The 14,217-nt window shown below is 54.1% G+C and carries 13 protein-coding genes; 12 read left to right on the top strand and 1 reads right to left on the bottom strand.

The genetic code is table 11. The features are described 5' to 3' along the window. The 11 genes from LAT75_RS12530 to LAT75_RS12580 all read left to right on the top strand — a co-directional run. Positions 1–1,125, top strand: a 1,125-nt coding sequence (locus LAT75_RS12530; RefSeq protein ID WP_291483014.1) for a T9SS type A sorting domain-containing protein, incomplete at its 5' end; no start/stop codon positions are given. A gap of 81 nt (positions 1,126–1,206) precedes the next feature. Beyond that, a complete protein-coding gene (locus tag LAT75_RS12535; RefSeq protein ID WP_291483015.1) occupies positions 1,207–1,860 on the top strand; it encodes a hypothetical protein in 654 nt (217 codons plus the stop codon). A gap of 19 nt (positions 1,861–1,879) precedes the next feature. Beyond that, positions 1,880–3,544, top strand: a complete 1,665-nt coding sequence (locus LAT75_RS12540; protein ID WP_291483016.1) for a hypothetical protein — start codon at positions 1,880–1,882, stop codon at positions 3,542–3,544. A gap of 175 nt (positions 3,545–3,719) precedes the next feature. Continuing rightward, positions 3,720–4,883, top strand: coding sequence for a BamA/TamA family outer membrane protein (locus tag LAT75_RS12545; RefSeq protein WP_291483017.1), 1,164 nt, complete (start codon positions 3,720–3,722; stop codon positions 4,881–4,883). Between the two features lie 92 nt (positions 4,884–4,975). Continuing rightward, positions 4,976–6,067, top strand: coding sequence for an alpha/beta hydrolase (locus tag LAT75_RS12550; protein WP_291483018.1), 1,092 nt, complete (start codon positions 4,976–4,978; stop codon positions 6,065–6,067). 76 nt (positions 6,068–6,143) lie between these two features. Beyond that, positions 6,144–6,953: a hypothetical protein gene (locus LAT75_RS12555; RefSeq protein ID WP_291483019.1), complete on the top strand. Its 810-nt coding sequence runs from the start codon at positions 6,144–6,146 to the stop codon at positions 6,951–6,953. Positions 6,954–7,100: 147 nt separating this feature from the next. Further along, positions 7,101–7,868 carry a TatD family hydrolase gene (locus LAT75_RS12560; RefSeq protein WP_291483020.1) on the top strand — a complete coding sequence of 256 codons (768 nt, stop codon included), beginning with the start codon at positions 7,101–7,103 and terminating at the stop codon, positions 7,866–7,868. 199 nt (positions 7,869–8,067) lie between these two features. After that, a complete protein-coding gene (locus LAT75_RS12565; protein ID WP_291483021.1) occupies positions 8,068–8,577 on the top strand; it encodes a hypothetical protein in 510 nt (169 codons plus the stop codon). A gap of 218 nt (positions 8,578–8,795) precedes the next feature. Then, on the top strand, positions 8,796–9,515 hold the full coding sequence (locus LAT75_RS12570) for a class I SAM-dependent methyltransferase (RefSeq protein ID WP_291483022.1): 720 nt from the start codon (positions 8,796–8,798) through the stop codon (positions 9,513–9,515). A gap of 132 nt (positions 9,516–9,647) precedes the next feature. After that, positions 9,648–10,718 carry an aspartate-semialdehyde dehydrogenase gene (asd, locus tag LAT75_RS12575; protein ID WP_291483023.1) on the top strand — a complete coding sequence of 357 codons (1,071 nt, stop codon included), beginning with the start codon at positions 9,648–9,650 and terminating at the stop codon, positions 10,716–10,718. Between the two features lie 60 nt (positions 10,719–10,778). Beyond that, on the top strand, positions 10,779–11,627 hold the full coding sequence (locus LAT75_RS12580) for a 2,3,4,5-tetrahydropyridine-2,6-dicarboxylate N-succinyltransferase (protein WP_291483024.1): 849 nt from the start codon (positions 10,779–10,781) through the stop codon (positions 11,625–11,627). A gap of 6 nt (positions 11,628–11,633) precedes the next feature. On the opposite strand, the gene LAT75_RS12585 is transcribed toward LAT75_RS12580, so the two are convergent. Further along, positions 11,634–11,993, bottom strand: coding sequence for a hypothetical protein (locus tag LAT75_RS12585; RefSeq protein WP_291483025.1), 360 nt, complete (start codon positions 11,991–11,993; stop codon positions 11,634–11,636). Positions 11,994–12,365: 372 nt separating this feature from the next. On the opposite strand from LAT75_RS12585, the gene htpG reads away from it, so the two are divergent. Further along, positions 12,366–14,217 (top strand): molecular chaperone HtpG (gene htpG / locus LAT75_RS12590; RefSeq protein WP_291483026.1); only part of this gene is annotated, 1,852 nt, incomplete at its 3' end.

A 14,217-nucleotide genomic window follows, 5' to 3' on the forward strand; every position in this document is an offset into this window, starting at 1 on the left:
CCGGTGAAAGGTTTCACGGTGAATCAATTGCCCGATGAAGGGGCGCCTTCCGGTGGTGTCTGGACCCTGATGGCCAACAACAACCTGTGGCCGATGGATACCGATGCCCTCGACCGCTCCGGCCTGAGCGAAGCCGTTTATGTGTACGACAGCGCAATCCCCGGCTACCGCAGCTGGAATGGCCTGGCCGGCGAGCTGGAAGACGGCATCATTCAGCCTTTCACAGCTTTCTTTGTGGAGACTTTGGAGGATGATGCTTCCCTTGGAGTCCCTGCCGCTGCGCTGGTAACCAACCCGGATGCAGAACGGCCCGGAACCGACGCGCCCGCCCTCAGGCTGCTGGCCGAAACCGAAGGCCTTCACCCGGCAACAAGCTGGCTGAGCTACAGTGGCAGCACACAGCCGCGCAATGCACGGCAGCTGCAGCCGATGGATGTTCGCTCTTACCTTGAACTTTCTCTTGAAAAGGAAGGCCGCCTCTATGATATTCTCGATCTGGCGGCAGGGCAACAGGAAGAAATCCGCATCCCCCTGAGCATCATTCGCTATGAAGCGGATGGAGAAGGCTGGCAGGCAACAGCCGCTACAGCTGAACTGAGCTGGTCCGAAACCGATCGCTTCCCGGCTGATTGGGGGCTGGCTCTGCTGGATACCCAAACCGGCGAAATTACTGACCTGCGTACGGCTTCTTCGGTTACAGTCGAAACGGCAGTGCCTCAGCAGGGCCGGCCTGCCCCCCGTGGTGAGCTTACCGCTCAGATGAGTGCACCAGCAGAAAGGGACGCGCCAATGGCAGCCCGCTATCAGCTACTTGTGCGGCCCGGCAGCGAATCCGGCCCCGGAGAAGAAACCCAGCTCCCTGAAGCCGTGAGCCTCAGCCAAAACTATCCCAACCCCTTCAACCCGATTACGCAAATTCAGTACAGCCTGCCTTCAGCCGCCGATGTGCGCCTTGAGGTGTACAACGTACTGGGGCAGCGCGTCGCAAGCCTGGTGAACGGTACCGTTGAAGCAGGGGTGCATACGGTGAGTTTTGATGCTGCAAACCTCTCAAGCGGGGTGTACCTGTACCGGCTGCAAACTTCCGGCATGGTCATTACCCGGAAAATGCTTCTGGTTAAATAAAAGGCTCTGCTTCCGGTGTCGTGCAGGGGCACGACCGGACCCAAGCCCAAATTCTTCTATTTTAAATTTCTGGTGAACAGTATGAAAACAAAACTTCTCATCTTCACTTTTGCAGCCCTGCTTATTTTTGCCGCCGGGGATAAAGTGATGGCACAGTCCTTCGCAGTTAAAGCCAATATCGGTACACTCGGGGCAGGAGGGGAGCTCAGCATGTCGGTACATGAAAAAATTAATGTACGCGCCGGTGCTAATTTCTTTTCCTATTCCTACTTCTATGAAACGGATGCTGACGATGATTACGACCTCGATGCAGGTCTTAATCTGTCCAATTATTCAGCTATGGTTGACTGGCACCCGTTTGGCAATCGTTTCAGGCTTACCGGCGGCCTCGTTTTTAATGGCAATACGGTAACCGCTGAAATGCAGCCCAAGCAGTCTTATGAAATTGGCGGTGATGTTTATGCGCCCGATGAGCTCGGCAATCTTGAGGCTGAAATAAGCTTCAGCCCGATTACGCCATACCTCGGGCTCGGTTTTGGGAATGCTTTACGCGGAAGCTCTTTTGGCGTGAATTTCGAGCTTGGCGCTATGTTTCAGGGCTCGCCAAGCGTAACGATGAAGGCCGACGGCCTGCTCGCGCCCTCAGCAAGTCAGGCACCGACCCTTGAAAACAACCTGTCCTGGTTTACGGCCTATCCGGTTATGACCATATCCCTTTATTACCGCATTAACTGACTCTTAACAAGATTTTCTCATGAATTTGATCAAAATATTTAGAAGAATGCTGGTCGGGGTGCTGGTTTTGATTCCGGCTTTTATGTTCTCTGCCTGCGATATAACGAACCCGATTGATGGTATTAAGCTCATGCTTAACCTGAAGGAGCGGAATACAACCGTTTCGGTAGTAGTGCAGGATGCCGCTACCGGCGATGTGATTGGTTTCGAAAACGACGACATCACCCTCGATGCCACCTTTTCAGGTATCGACGGCCTTGTAATCATCAATATGATTAACGAAGAGGTAACCGCGCTCAGAGATCTCGAAAACGGGCTTTTTAATTTCGCAATACGGGATGAAATTGAGCCAAGCCCGGAGAATCCCGTCATCTTTACCCTCAATGTTACGGCGGATGGCTACCTGCCTGAATCACAGCTTGTTGTTATCGACGGAAACGGCGAAAACAGCATTGATATTAGCATGGTCCGTATTTCCGATCCGCCTGAAGACGTTGTGATCCGGGAAAATGTACCGATCGGAGCAACAAGCCCGGAAGGCATTACCTTAGAGCCCATTACGTTCAGTTCAAGCGATGAGGAGGATGCCGCCCGGCAGCAAGCCGGAGCCGGAACACTGAGTGATAATCTGCCGCCAAACCCGCCCATTTCCATCATCACCCCGAGTGTGCGCTTTTTTATCCCGGAAGGAACGGTTATCAGGGATGAAAACGAAAACCCGCTTCAGGGCGGTCTGCGTGCTACTTTTATCTACTACGGGCCGAACAACAGGGTTTTTCCGCGCTTTGGAGAATCAAATCGTGGCGGCAACCTCGACCAAACCCTGTTTGACTATCGCGGCGTTGTGCAGGCTTCCATTGAGGACGAAAATGGCCGCAAAGCCGTTCTTTTTGATCCGCCGCTGGAGCTCACTATGACCTACCCCGCCAGCAATTTCGATACGGAAGAGTTTGAAAGCTGGGCCGGCAACCAGCCCCGCCCCGACAGCTGGACCTTCAGCCAAACAGTAAGCATCACTGAGCTTGAAGATGCTTTTGGCCGGAGTTTTAACCAATCCGTGATGACCCTCGGCACGATGCCCCTGATGAGCATGATCGGCAACGGCATCCCGGCCTGCTTATCCGGTGCAACGGTTAAGTTTACCGGCACCAAGCTAAGGTTGCAGGGCGATTTGTTCAGAACAGATAATCAGCGCTACGTTACCAGCTACCGCACCTCAACCCGCATTGTTGACGGTGAGAGGGAAATCGAAACGCGTTTCCAGCAGGTACCTCGCAATGTGCCTGTTAGGGGGATTGTTCAGAATATGAATTATACACAGATCGATGAGTTTGAAATAGCTGATTTATGTGCCCAAACCGAGCTTCAGGTGCCCATATCAAGCCCCGAATTTGATCTTGAATTTAGGGCAGAGGGCCGCTGTGCCGACCGGGACGAAGTTGTTTATGCAACCATACCTGCACAAATACGATCAAGTATTGGTAACAGATGGCGCCCGGCAGGTACCATTTTGAGTGGTGTACTTGAAGTAACCCTGCCCGAGCCCGATTTATATTCCATTGGCATCAACTATGATGGCCGTTTTTATCAGTATGATATTGATCTCAACAATGCCGTAGCCGGCCAAACAACGGTAGTCGAAGAAATATTTGATATCCCGGATAATATCTGCGACGACGTGTAATATTTTTATACAGAAATCACAATTACAATAACTTCATAAAAGCCGGTCTCTTACAAGAGGCCGGCTTTTTTATTTAGTGCGTGTCGCTGAATCCGAAGCCGATTACAGAGTATCTTACATGGTACCTGCACGTAACAACCTGATCTGCTTTTTGATCTGAAATCTGAATTATTCTATGCATCAACTATTTGTAAGAACGCTCTCGCTGCTGTTTATAGCCTTTATATCCTGTGCCGAAGTTCACGCCCGACAGGCCCCCGCCGATACCCTTCGCGCGCCCGGCATGAGCGGCCTGCTGTTTCAGGCTGAGGCCGAACCGGATGCCTACCGCAACAGCATAGTGCCGGTACCGGCCGTAGCCTATACGCCCGAAACCGGGCTGATGCTCGGCGCCGTCGTGTTTTATCAGTTCAAGCCCGCCGGTGCAGGCGATGAAACGCGGGCGTCGCAGCTGTTTGCCACCGGCATTTATACTCTCAAAAGCCAAATTATTCTCGAAGGCGGCACCACCCTCATCCGGCCCGGCGAAACCTGGATTCATAACCTCTACGGAGGCTACAATTATTTCCCGGCCCTGTACTACGCGCCCGGCTTCGACAGCCTTGACGATAGCGAGCGTACCGTCGAGTACCGCCGCCTTTTTCTGCAGGCCGATTTCCTCCAAAACCGTGGCAACAACTGGTATGCCGGGCCGGTCATCAACTTTGGGCGCGTTTGGGATGTCGTCATCCCCGAAAACGACGACGGCAGCATTCCCGCCGCCTGGGCAAGGGGCAATCCCGAAAACAACACCATCGCAGGGCTCGGCTTCTCGGTCCGTTTTGATACCCGCAACAGCATCATGACACCGACCGAAGGCCGCTATTTCGAAATCACGCCGGTCGTGAATCCGTCAGTTGCGGGCTCCAAAGGGTTTTCCTCTATGTACCTCGATGCCCGCCGCTACTGGCAGCCCGAACCCCTGCCCGGTACCATCGTGGCCGCGCACTTCAGCGGCTTCTTCACCACCGGCGATGTGCCCTTTCAGGCCATGCCCGGCCTCGGCGGCGATAACATCGGCCGGGGCTACTACTTCGGCCGCTTCAACGATCAGAATGTGGCGCAGCTGCAGCTTGAGCTGCGTCAGCACTTGTGGTGGCGCTTCGGCGCTGTGGCTTTTGCCTCCGCCGGTGAGGTCTGGAACCGGTTTGAAGACTTCACCCTGAGCAATCCCAAATATGCCGGCGGGGCCGGACTGCGGTTCAACCTCAACCCGCGCGACAGCATGAACATCCGCATCGACTACGGCTTCGGCGCGCACGGCAACGGACTTTATCTCACCATCGGGGAAGCCTTTTAAGCCCGGCATCTTCACGCTAAAATCAAATTAAACCGCTTTGAGGGTGTTATTTTCAGGGTGATGTTATCCCAAACCTAAACCCCATTTTTACCATGCGCTGGCTGCTGAAGTTTTTTGGAATCGTATTCGCCATCATCCTTATCAGCGGAACCCTGTTTCTGCTGCTGTTCACCCGCGGGAGCTTCTTCCCATACACCGAAGCCATCGAATCGGCGGAGGGCCGCTCCGTTGCGGAAATGACGAGCGTTGTGCTCGGCGGCATGGAGCAGCACCTGCTCATGCGCGGCCATGATACCGAAAACCCCGTTTTGCTGTGGCTTCACGGCGGACCCGGTGCCGCGCAGATGCCGTTCGCACACGCCTTCGACCGCGAGTTGGAAAAACACTTTGTGGTTGTACACTGGGATCAGCGCGGGGCGGGGAAATCCAACACAGGCGATTTTGATGAAGCATCCCTCACGCTTGAGCAGCAGCTTGCCGACGCCCTCGAGCTCGTGCACTGGCTGCGGGAGCGCTTCGGGCAGGAGCGCATCTTCCTGCTGGGTCACTCCTGGGGCACGCGCATCGGCATTGAGCTGGCTGCACAGCATCCGGAGCTGTTCTACGCATACGCCGGTGTTTCGCAGGTAATTGATCATGCACGCTCAACTGAAATTGCATATGCATGGCTGCTTAGGCGCGCTACCCTCGAAGAACGCTGGATACTCGGCGAAATCGAGCCCCCGGCCATGAGCCACCACGATTACCGCCGGCTCGCAAAAATTGTAGAGCACCGAGGCGGCGGAACCGACCTCAGCATCACCGGGCTTGCCCGCATTGCCCTGCGTGCCCCGGAATACGGCATGCGCGACAACCTGCAGCTGCTCGCAGGTATGAATCGTGGTGGTAAACCAATGCACGCCAAGGGCATCATTGCTGACTACAACCTCGCCGAAAGCATACCTGAGCTGAGGTTGCCCGTGTGGTTCCTCAACGGGCGCAACGACTACAACACCCCGGCCGAGCTGGTCCGCGAGTTCTACGAATCGGTCGAAGCCCCGCTGAAACGCTTCGTGCTCTTCCCGCAGGCACACACGCCCTTTTTTGCGAGCCCGGATCTCTTCACTTCAACCCTCATAGAAATGAAAGCGGAGGTGCTCAATTTTCACCATCCTGAAAACCCTGCCGCCTCAGCGCTTCCGTAAGCGTCCTTTAAATGATGCGGGAAGGTGTTTATCTTGCGGTATAGTTTCTTTTGAATAACACCCAAAATTGCTGCTTATGAAAATCCAAAATCAAAGCGTTTTTCCTTTCCGCATGTCACTGATCGTGCTTTTTGCCGCCTTTTTTCTTTGGGGATGGATGTGCCCTCAGCCTGTACTGGCGCAGGGGGCATCCGCCGGGTCTGATGCAAGAATAGCCGAAGCTGCCGCCCTTTTTGACCGCGGGGAAGAAGCCGCCGCCCTTGAAATCTACCTCGAACTCATCAGTGAACAACCTGATCATTTTGAGGCACTCTGGAACGCTTCCATCATTGCTGCGCGCGAAGGCCGCCGCGCAAGCGAACGTGCCGAAAAAGAGCGGCTTTACGCGCAGGGACTCGAACTTGCCTCAAATGCTATGGCGCTGCGCCCCGGCGACGGACATGCCCACTACGCCTTCGCGGTCGCTCTCGGCCGAAGCACCGATCTGATGAGCTCCCGCAACCGCATCGAAACCGCACACGATATAAAAGAGCACGGCTACCTTGCCATGGAAAAACTGCCGGAAAACGCAGGCCCCTTTTTCCTGATGGGCGTATGGCATTCTGAGGTCTCGAACGTGAGCCGGGCAGAGCGCTTCGCGGCCCGCGTTATTTCCCGAGGCCTGCCGCAGGCCGATAACGAAACCGCTGAGACGTACATCGGCCGGGCCATGGAACTCGATCCGGCCAAGGTGCAGTATCACCTTGGCCTTTGCGAGCATTTCATCCGCATGGGCGATAAACCAAAAGCACGCGCATGCCTAAGTGAAGTACTTGAAACGGAGCCCCGCAACCCAATGGAGGCAGAAGAAATCAAAACCGCCCAAAGCCTGCTGCGGGGGCTCTGATTTAATTTTATTTAGGATGAATCCGGCCTTCCAAACGTTGAAAACCGGTGCCGGAAATCATCACTGCATCAGTCATAAGGTCTGCGTATTTTGTGAATCTGCCTGAAAGGCAGTATTCAGAGCATCATTCATCCTGAGATTTCCGTTTTGATAGACACGCACGCGCACATTTACCTGCAGCAGTTCAGCGACGACATTCAGCAGGCGCTCGGCAGGGCCGCTGAGGCAGGACTTACCGACATCCTCATGCCTGCCATCGATTTCGATTCCCTCCCGCAGATGGACCGGCTGCCGCAGGGGCAGATTCGTCTGCATAAAATGATGGGGGTTCATCCCTGCGAAATCAACAACAGCCGCTGCAACCTCGAAGCTTCGCTGCTCGCGGCCTGTGCCGCGAAAGATATCGTCGCGGTGGGCGAAACCGGGCTCGATTATTACTGGAGCACGGAATTTGTGGAGGAGCAGAAAATAAGCCTGCGCCGGCACTGCAAGGTCGCCAAAACCCTCCAAAAGCCGATCGCGCTGCACAACCGCGAGGCAACGGCCGATCTGCTTGATATCGTCGAAGAGCAGCAGGACGGCCGCCTAACCGGGGTTTGGCACTGCTTCACCGGAACCGTTGAGGAGGGCCTGCGTGCCGTTGAGCTCGGGTTGTACCTCGGTATCGGCGGCGTTGCCACCTTCAAAAACGGCGGACTCGACAAAGTGCTGCCGCAACTGCCTGCCGAACGATTCATTCTGGAAACGGATTCTCCCTACCTCGCGCCCGCCCCGCACCGGGGCAAACGCAACGAGCCGGCCTACACCGCACTCGTAGCGGCCCGTCTCGCAGAGCTGCTCGGTTTATCTGTTGATGAAGTTGACCGCATCACCACCGAAAATGCCCGCAAGCTGTTCCCCCTAATTACCCGCTGAGAGACCTCTTTTGTGTAAATTTGTAAGGCAAAGCTTCCTGATGACCTCAATTTTCAATGAAACCCCTTTTCCCGCAGGTTTGCTTTAATGCTGCCAATATAGCTTGTTAGGCGTGGTTTCAAATTGTAAACCACCTGAATAAAAACCCCGGCTATTCCTTATAATAGCACGCCTTAGAAAAATCCATAAATCTATCCGTATGTCATCTGTTTCACTCAAGTACATTACCCCTTCGCTTTTGCTGCTTCTGACAGCTTTTGTTTTTGCAGCCTGCTCTGCAACCAACGCTGCACGCGTTGATGTGAGCGAGGTAAACAACGCCACTTTTGAAAACGATTCTTACGACGTTTTTCAGGCAACGCTGAGTGCACTAAACCAAAACGGTTTTGTAGTGCGCCGCTCAAATTCATCAGATGGCATGATCGAAGCCGATTTCATCAACCCCGGTTCGACCGGTAGTGAGGAACGCTTTTTCGGATACAGTTCAAGCTTGTCGCGCCATGTGCGTGCCGAGCTGTCGCTCATCCCGACCCTCGATGGCGGCACCCGTGTGAGCCTCAACCTGTTTGAGGTCTTCCCGCCCGCCCCGGCGCAGTACGGCAGCATCAATACCGCCAACACGCAGCGCCGCATGCGCGATGTTCGTTTTTATGAAGGCCTGCTCCGCCACATCGAAGAGCGGCTTGAAGAGCGAAATACAAGCTCATAAGCGTTTGCGTCCGCCACCCATTTTAAATCAGGCCCTTCGGGGCCTTTTTTGTTGGCGTTTTTTTCGGGTGATGGCACCGTGCCCTGATTAACCATTTAGGCTGATGCCGAAGGCAGTTAACGGGTTAATCCGTATCTTCTTTCACCTCTGGCCGGAGGTACTTAAATGAAATCAACAACCGATAAATGTCAGCGCTGCACTTACTGAAAGACCTTTTTATGCAACTCCCGCGACAGGGCCCGGGTGGTGATGCAGAGACCCGGATTGCGCTTGGTATGTGCAGCTTGGGCACTGATGCCAGGCTGCATGTTGCCGATCTGAGCTGCGGTACCGGAGCTACGGCACTCCTGCTCGCAGAAACGCTCAATGCTGAAATAACGGCGGTTGATTCATTTTCGGAATTTTTGGATGAATTGATGCGCAACGCAAAGTCGAAAAGTCTTGCACATAAAATCAGGCCGGTACAGGCACCGCTGGATGCGCTGCCTTTTGAGGAAAATTCCCTTGACCTCATTTGGGCTGAGGACTCCGTGTTTACCATAGGTTTTGAAGCAGGGATAGGCGCATGGAAACCGTTTCTCCGGCCTGGCGGTTATCTCGTGGTGTCGGATATCACCTGGCTTTCCGTAAAGCGGCCTGCTGCTCTTACCGCTTTCTGGAAGGAAGCCTATCCGGAAGCCGGCCTTCCCTCCGCCAAAATGCGGGTACTTGAAAAGCACGGATTCTGCCCCGTTGGGTATTTCCCGCTGCCTGAGCATTGCTGGACCGATAACTATCACCATCCGTTGCAACAGGCGTTTGAGGCGTTCCTGAACCGAAACGGAAACAGCGGGGCAGCGCAGGCCATTGTCGGAAATGTGCAGGCTGAAATCAGTTTTTACAACCAATACAAAAGCTGGTACAGTTATGGTATGTATGTGGCAAGAAAGCTGGTCTGATGCGCTCGGGCAAGATTTCCAAGCAGAGCTGATGTGCAAGAAAGAACCTATAGAAAAAATTAAACTTAAGTAACAGGGCAGGGAGAGTCAGAGCCGTGTCCGTGTTTATTATAACCTATCAAAAACAAAGCTATGAACAGATTCAAAGTTGGCGTGCTGGGAGCTACAGGCGCCGTAGGTCAGAAATTCATCCGCCTGCTTGCGGAGCACCCCTGGTTCGAAATTACGGCGGTTGCGGCTTCCTCCCGCTCGGCGGGCAAACGCTACGACGAAGCCGCCCACTGGATTGAGCCCATCCCCGTGCCCCCGCAGATCGCCGGCATGGTCGTTCGTGAGTGCGATCCCGCGGAGCTGCCTGAAGTCGATTTCGTTTTTTCCGGCATGGACGCCGCCGTAGCTGGCGAAATCGAGCGCAAGTTCGCTGAGGCCGGCATTCCGGTTGTTACCAACGCCCGAAATTACCGCCGCGAAGCACACGTGCCCCTGCTCGTGCCCGAAGTGAACCCCGATCACATCGCGCAGATTCAGCATCAGACTTTCGATCCGAACGGGCGCGGATTTATCGTTACCAACCCGAACTGCGTGTGCGTGCCGCTGGTACTCAGCCTCAAACCGCTGGCTGATGCCTTCGGCATCGATTCAGTCGTGGTTACGAGCATGCAGGCCGTATCAGGTGCAGGCTACCCCGGCGTGCCAAGTCTCGACATTATGGGCAATGTAGTGCCGTATATTGGCGGCGAGGAAGAAAAAATTATGTGGGAGCCGCTCAAGCTTTTGGGCGACTTGCAGGCCGACGGTACCGTGCGTAACAGCAGCATCGGCATACACGCCTCGGCCTATCGCGTGCCCGTTATCGAAGGGCACCTGCTTTCTGTGCTCGTAAAACTGGCCAAAGCCGATGTTACGGAAGCGCAGGCCCGCGAAGTGTACGACAGCTGGGTGAGTCCGCTGGCCGGTCTGCAACTGCCTTCGGCTCCCGTGAAACCGGTTCTGCGCTACGACGAGCCCCGCTATCCGCAGCCGCGCCTGCACGCCCCCAACGAAAACGGCATGCAGGTAACGATGGGCCGCCTCCGCAAAGCCGGACTCTTCGATTTCGCCTACACCGCGCTGGGGCATAACACCATACGCGGGGCAGCAGGGGGCGCAGTACTGAACGCTGAACTGCTGGTCGCAAAAGAAATCATCCGGCCCCGGAACTGACGCGATGCGGGTTCAGGTTGAAGGACACATCACCCTAAATAAAATAAAAACAGAGAGAAAATGACTGTTAACGAACTGGAAGTATTTGTAAAGCAAACAATTGAAGCAGCAAGCCCCACCCCGCCGGAAGGCTTTTTTGAAAAATTCGAAACCTTTTTGCAGGCTTTGGAAAGCGGGGCAATCCGCGCTGCGAGTCCGCAGGCTGACGGCAGCTGGGCCGTGAACGGCTGGGTGAAGCAAGGCATTTTGCTCGGCTTCAAATACGGCAAAGTCGTGCCGATGGGAACCGACTCAAGCTTCAAATTTTTCGATAAGGATACCTACCCCACGCAGTACATGGACGGCACCGCCCGTACCATCCGGATTGTGCCGGGCGGCTCAACGGTGCGTCGGGGCTCATTTATCGGCAATAAAGTGACCATGATGCCGCCAATGTACGTAAACTGCGGTGCGTATGTAGATGAAGGCACCATGATAGACAGCCATGCCCTTGTGGGCAGCTGCGCGCAGATTGGCAAGCGGGTGCACCTGAGTGCGGCCGCACAAATCGGCGGCGTGCTCGAACCCATCGGCGCTGTGCCGGTTATCGTGGAAGACGACTGCATGGTAGGCGGCAATACCGGCATTTATGAAGGCACCATTGTGCGTAAGGGCGCCGTGATCGGGGCCGGCGTTGTGCTCACGCGCTCGACCCCGGTTTACGACCTTGTACAGCAGCGCATCATCCGGGCGGAAGCCGGCAAAACCCTCGAAATTCCTGAAAACGCGGTCGTTATTCCGGGCACGCGCGCCATCAGCGGTAACGAGTGGGCGGCTGCCAACGGACTCGCGGTGCAGTGCCCCATCATCATAAAATACCGCGACGACAAAACCGACGCGGCCACAACGCTGGAAAATCTCCTTCGCTGATTTCCCTTATTGCTCGTATGGGTTTTCCGAAAGTCCCCTTACGATGGTTTCTGCAAGGCGCAGCTTCAGGAAGCGGACAAAAGATTCCGCTTCCGGGGCCTGCGCCTTTTTTATGTTCAGGGTGAAGGAGACATCATCCTCGCCGGTGAAAGCAGCGGCAAATTCTCTTTTCAGGGTGTGAATGGTGATTTTCGCCCCAAGTAGCTGTTTTTCAAAGCTGATGTACTTGATCTGAGTAAGCGGAAGATGCAGCGGTTCTTCAGCTGTATCGGTTCTGAAAACAAGATGATCACCCCTGAGTTCAAGCGTGCCGCCCTTTTTGCGCTCAATCAATTTGTTTTTTTCGAAATAAAATGGAATAGTCATTGAAATACGCTCTTAAGTAATTGAAAATAATCAACTGAAAGAAACAAAAAAAAGATGAAAATTACCTGTAAGGTTTCCTCAGTTCAGTACTCTAAAGGGTGTATGTGAAAGTGCTGCTAAAGCAAACCTGCACATACACCTATTCTACAGTCCAAAAAAGCCGGCACCTTGAGTGGGCCGGCTTTTTTTTTGCGCTTTTCAAAGGCGGGTTCAGATTGAGGGTTAACAGGCCGGTTTTCCGAATCCGGGCCGAAAATGGATCAGGTTCTGCAAAAAGGTTTTATCTGAGGGGTTTGGCACTGACTTTGCTTAATTGGGAGCATACAAAAATTTTATAATCCCTTTTAACCAAAGATAAACTGACTCACCATTATGGCAGAACAAACACGTCAGCAGTTTGAATTTAAGGCAGAGATGAAGCAGCTGCTCCATCTCATCATCAACTCCCTCTACACCAATCCTGAAGTTTTCCTGCGCGAGCTGGTGTCGAACTCCTCCGATGCGCTCAACAAAGTGCGCTTCATGCAGCTCACCAACGAAACAGTGCACAGCCCCGAGCTTCCGCTTCAGATCAAAATTGAGCTGAATGAAGAAGAAAAAACCTTTTCGATCGAAGACACCGGCGTAGGCATGACCGAGCAGGAGCTTGTGGACCGCCTCGGAACCATCGCAAGCTCCGGCACCCTGGAATTCATCAAACAGATGCAGGAAAACAAGGGCAAGCTCGACGGCAACATGATCGGTCAGTTTGGCGTCGGCTTCTACTCGGCCTTCATGGTAACCGATGAAATCACCGTTGAAACACGCCATGCCGACCCCGCTCAGCCAGCCATGAAATGGGTATCTGACGGGCAGGGCACCTTCACCATTGAAGAAAGCGAGCGCACCGAACGCGGCACGAAAATCTCCTTCAAATTAAAGGACGATCACAAAGAATTTGCCGAAAAATTTCGGGTAAAGAGCATCATCAAAAAATACTCCAACTTTGTGGACTACCCGATTGTGGTAGATGAGGAAGAAGTCAACAAAAAAGGCGCACTCTGGCACAAGAGCAAAAACGACATCACCGACGAAGAGCTCAAAGAGTTTTACAAATTCGTTTCCAACGATTTTGATGAGCCGCTCGATCACCTGCACCTCGCAATGGAAGGCCGCATGAACTTCAAGGCGCTGCTTTTTGTACCCAAAAAGCGCAAGCCGAACTTCTTCCAAAACGAAGAGCTCAAATCCATTCAGCTGTACTCTAACCGCGTTTTCGTGCAGGACGACTGCGAGCCCCTGCTGCCCGAGTACCTCCGCTTTACCGAGGGCCTGGTGGACAGCGAAGACCTGCCGCTGAACGTGAGCCGCGAGGTTACACAGTACTCGCCCATCATGAGTAAAATCAAGGACGTACTTGTTGGAAAAATTCTCGGCATGATCGAATACTGGGCCGAAAGCGAAACCGACAAATTCAGGACTTTCCTCAAAGAATTTGGTCCGCTGTTCAAAAGCGGCATCAACAGCGACTTCGCCAACCGCGAGCGCCTGATCAACCTGCTGCGGTTTCAGACGACCAAGTCCGGCGACGAAGAGCTCGTATCGCTCAAGCAGTACGTGGAGCGCATGCCCGATTTCCAGAAGCAGATTTACTACCTCAGCGGTCAGAGCCTGAAAGAGCTGCGCAACGATCCGCGCCTCGAGTACTTCAAGAAGAAAGAGGTGGAAGTGCTGCTGCTGCACGATCCGGCCGACAGCTTTGTAGTGCCCGGCCTCATGACCTACATGGAGAAGGAATTTGCCAGCATCGAGAAATCAGATATCGACCTCGGCAAAGATGATGAAGCCGCCGAAGATGCCCTCAGCGGCGAGCCGCTAAACAAGCTGCTCGGCGTAATCCGCGAGGCCATCGGCGAAAAAGTCGAAGACGTCGTCGCCTCAAAACGCCTTGTGGAATCAGCCGCAACCCTCACCGTAGGCAAGGAAGGCATGGATACGCAGATGGAATTCATGATGAAGATGATGAATCAGGAGATGCCGGCTTCCAAACGGCTGTTTGAAATAAACCCGAGCCATCAGCTCATCAAAAATATGGCCGCCCTCACCGAAGCCGGTGAAACCGAGCGCGTCAAGCTCTTTGCCGAGCAGCTCTACGAAGGCGCCCTGCTGCTTCAGGGGCAGCTCGACTCCCCGACCGAGTTCATCAACCGCATGACCCGCTTCCTCTCTATGGCAAGCGAGGGCG

Source organism: Cyclonatronum sp. (assembly GCF_022565315.1).
Lineage (GTDB): Bacteria > Bacteroidota > Rhodothermia > Balneolales > Cyclonatronaceae > Cyclonatronum.

What these genes read in the sequence shown, in the direction of transcription:
- LAT75_RS12535 (WP_291483015.1), top strand. Translation starts at nt 1,207, where the DNA reads ATGAAAACAAAACTTCTCATCTTCACTTTTGCAGCCCTGCTTATTTTT.
- LAT75_RS12540 (WP_291483016.1), top strand. Translation starts at nt 1,880, where the DNA reads ATGAATTTGATCAAAATATTTAGAAGAATGCTGGTCGGGGTGCTGGTT.
- LAT75_RS12545 (WP_291483017.1), top strand. Translation starts at nt 3,720, where the DNA reads ATGCATCAACTATTTGTAAGAACGCTCTCGCTGCTGTTTATAGCCTTT.
- LAT75_RS12550 (WP_291483018.1), top strand. Translation starts at nt 4,976, where the DNA reads ATGCGCTGGCTGCTGAAGTTTTTTGGAATCGTATTCGCCATCATCCTT.
- LAT75_RS12555 (WP_291483019.1), top strand. Translation starts at nt 6,144, where the DNA reads ATGAAAATCCAAAATCAAAGCGTTTTTCCTTTCCGCATGTCACTGATC.
- LAT75_RS12565 (WP_291483021.1), top strand. Translation starts at nt 8,068, where the DNA reads ATGTCATCTGTTTCACTCAAGTACATTACCCCTTCGCTTTTGCTGCTT.
- LAT75_RS12570 (WP_291483022.1), top strand. Translation starts at nt 8,796, where the DNA reads ATGCAACTCCCGCGACAGGGCCCGGGTGGTGATGCAGAGACCCGGATT.
- asd (WP_291483023.1), top strand. Translation starts at nt 9,648, where the DNA reads ATGAACAGATTCAAAGTTGGCGTGCTGGGAGCTACAGGCGCCGTAGGT.
- LAT75_RS12580 (WP_291483024.1), top strand. Translation starts at nt 10,779, where the DNA reads ATGACTGTTAACGAACTGGAAGTATTTGTAAAGCAAACAATTGAAGCA.
- LAT75_RS12585 (WP_291483025.1), bottom strand. Translation starts at nt 11,993, where the DNA reads ATGACTATTCCATTTTATTTCGAAAAAAACAAATTGATTGAGCGCAAA.